Annotated in this window: 2 protein-coding genes; one reads left to right on the top strand and one right to left on the bottom strand. The window is 39.8% G+C overall.

Features of this window, described 5'->3' with window-relative positions:
• On the bottom strand, positions 1–1368 hold a 1368-nt coding region (locus AC6F75_RS09990), incomplete at its 3' end, for a cobalamin-dependent protein (RefSeq protein ID WP_500714882.1).
• Positions 1369–1546: 178 nt separating this feature from the next.
• Here AC6F75_RS09990 and AC6F75_RS09985 point away from each other — a divergent pair.
• A complete protein-coding gene (locus tag AC6F75_RS09985; protein WP_500714881.1) occupies positions 1547–2440 on the top strand; it encodes a T9SS type A sorting domain-containing protein in 894 nt (297 codons plus the stop codon).
• The last annotated feature ends 210 nt before the right edge of the window (positions 2441–2650 follow it).

The following is a 2650-nucleotide window of genomic DNA, read 5'->3' as shown; positions in this document are numbered from 1 at the left end:
GTTATTTTCAGCTATTTCTGAAAGGTAGCGGGTGCGAGCCGGTGGAATGACAAATATTTTTTCAGACATTTCGTCTGTGATTTGGAAAGTGCTTGTGAGTTCGGTATTTGTTTTTTCTGCCAACACTTCCATCACTTTTTTGTAAAGCGTGTTCATTCCCGGGTCGTTGAACTGGGAAGCGATTGTTCCAAAAACAGGCAATGAATCCGGTTTGGCATCCCAAAGCCCATGATTGCGTTGGTATTGTTTTTTTACATCGCGCAGGGCGTCTAAAGCACCACGCTTATCAAATTTATTGATGGCAACCAAATCGGCAAAATCGAGCATATCGATTTTTTCAAGTTGTGTAGCTGCACCAAACTCCGGTGTCATTACATACAATGACATATCACTGTGTTCTATAATTTCGGTATCGCTTTGACCAATTCCGGAAGTTTCCAGAATGATCAGGTCATAATTTGCAGCTTTTAATACAGCAATGGCTTCGGCTACATATTTTGAAAGTGCCAGATTGGACTGCCGTGTTGCCAGCGAACGCATATAAACCCGTGGATTGTTAATGGCGTTCATTCGGATACGGTCACCTAAAAGAGCACCTCCTGTCTTTCTTTTGGAAGGGTCCACAGATATGATACCTATAGCTTTTTCAGGGAAATCAATCAAAAAACGCCTCACCAGTTCATCAACCAGTGAAGATTTTCCGGCACCACCGGTTCCGGTGATGCCGAGGACGGGGGAAGCCCCCCCTTGCCCCCCCGAGGGGGGGGTAAATAGCTTTTGAAATTCATCGGGTTTGTTTTCTGCTATGGAAATTAACCTTGCGATGGTATTTACGTTTTTCTTTTTTAAATTTTGCAAAACCACCTCTTTTCCCATAGCTTTTAAACCTGAAGCATCAAGATTACAGGGTATCTCCCCTCCTTCGGAGGGGTCGGGGGAGGCCTTTCTCACCAAATCATTAATCATTCCCTGAAGCCCCATTTCGCGACCGTCATCAGGTGAATATATGCGGGTGATGCCATAATCCATCAAGTCTTTGATTTCTTCAGGCAGTATCACACCTCCACCCCCACCAAATATTTTGATATGACCGGCACCTTTTTCTTGAAGTAAATCATACATATACTTGAAATACTCATTGTGCCCCCCCTGATAAGAAGTCATTGCAATGGCATTGGCATCTTCCTGAATGGCGGTATTGACAACTTCCTCAACACTTCTATCGTGACCAAGGTGAATTACTTCAACACCGGTGGACTGAATGATGCGGCGCATAATGTTTATTGCTGCATCATGACCGTCAAAAAGGGAGGCTGCAGTAACAATTCTTACTTTATTTTTGGGTTTATAAGGTTCTTGATTGTTCATTTACAAAGAATTTTTAAAAGTGCTGCAATTTACAAAAATCATAAGGATGAAAAGGTCAAAAATGCATTGAAAAATTTGAATCAATTCTTAAAATTAAGTGTAAATTTTTTTTTAATGGAAAATATCCTTAAATTCGTCGTTACAAATTAAATTTACAAAAACTTTAAAAAAACTAATTATGAAAAAAATTTACTTTTTGGCACTTGCGTTTATTGCTTTTACTGCAAACGCACAGTATGAAATCAACTTTGACAACATGACCTTAGGCCCTGTAAGCCCACAATCTGTTTATATCGAGATGTGGCCGGCAGCCGGTGTTACTGATTGTAACGTTGTACTTGACCAGTCTAATTCACCAGACCAATCAATGTATGTAGGAAACAATCAATCAGACGACGTGATTTTCCTACTTGACAACAAGGCATCAGGAATTTGGACCGTAAGCTTCTATATGTATGTAGATGGAGGTGCTACCGGTTTCTGGAACATTCAAGACAATGAAATTGCCGGAATTCAGTGGAATGGACAGTTTTTTGCCGGTGCTACTGCAAGTGGCGGAACCGCAGGTATGATTACACATGATCAAACCGGTAACACAGTGCCCTTTCTTTCAAATTTCTGGTTTGAAGTTAAACACGAAATCAATCTCGACAATATGACCCAAAAATGTTGGATTGATGGTCAATTGCTTTTAGATGACGAACCTTATGTTGGTGGTGCTGCCGGTGGTTCAGCTGCCAATGCTTTAGGCTCAATAAACTTCTTCTCAATTGACACTGACAACAGCTATTACATCGATGACTTTAAGCTTGTTGAAGGAGTTCTTTCTACAAATGATTTTGCTGCTGAGTCATTTTCTGTATATCCAAATCCGGTTGTTGACCAATTGAACATCAAATCAAATGATGCAGTGAGCAACATTACTGTTTATAATGTATTGGGTAGTCTTGTACACCAAAGTGCACCTAATGCAATTTCTCCATCTATTGATATGAGTTCTTACAAGTCAGGTATATACTTTGTTGAAGTAACTATCAACAATGCCAAGAAAACAGTTAAAATCGTAAAATAACCATTTAAGATTTTTTATTACACATCCCGTTCTGTATTGTATCAGATCGGGATGTTTTTTTTTATCTTAATTCCAAATTATGAGTATTATGAAAAAGTTGCTATTCCTCTCTTTTGTATTTGGGCTTTTCTCTTGTGCAGAATTGCAACAAGCCGTCAACACATTACCTCAAGGGTCAGGCGGTATTTCCAATGCTGATATTGCGGCAGG

The sequence above is a fragment of the Planktosalinus sp. genome (genome assembly GCF_059864935.1).
The sequence above is the reverse complement of the archived record's forward strand: the minus strand, read 5'-3'. Positions and strand labels throughout refer to the sequence as shown.

Bases quoted from the DNA above. Each gene is read 5' to 3' on its own strand.
- AC6F75_RS09985 (WP_500714881.1), top strand. From the start codon at position 1,547: ATGAAAAAAATTTACTTTTTGGCACTTGCGTTTATTGCTTTTACTGCA.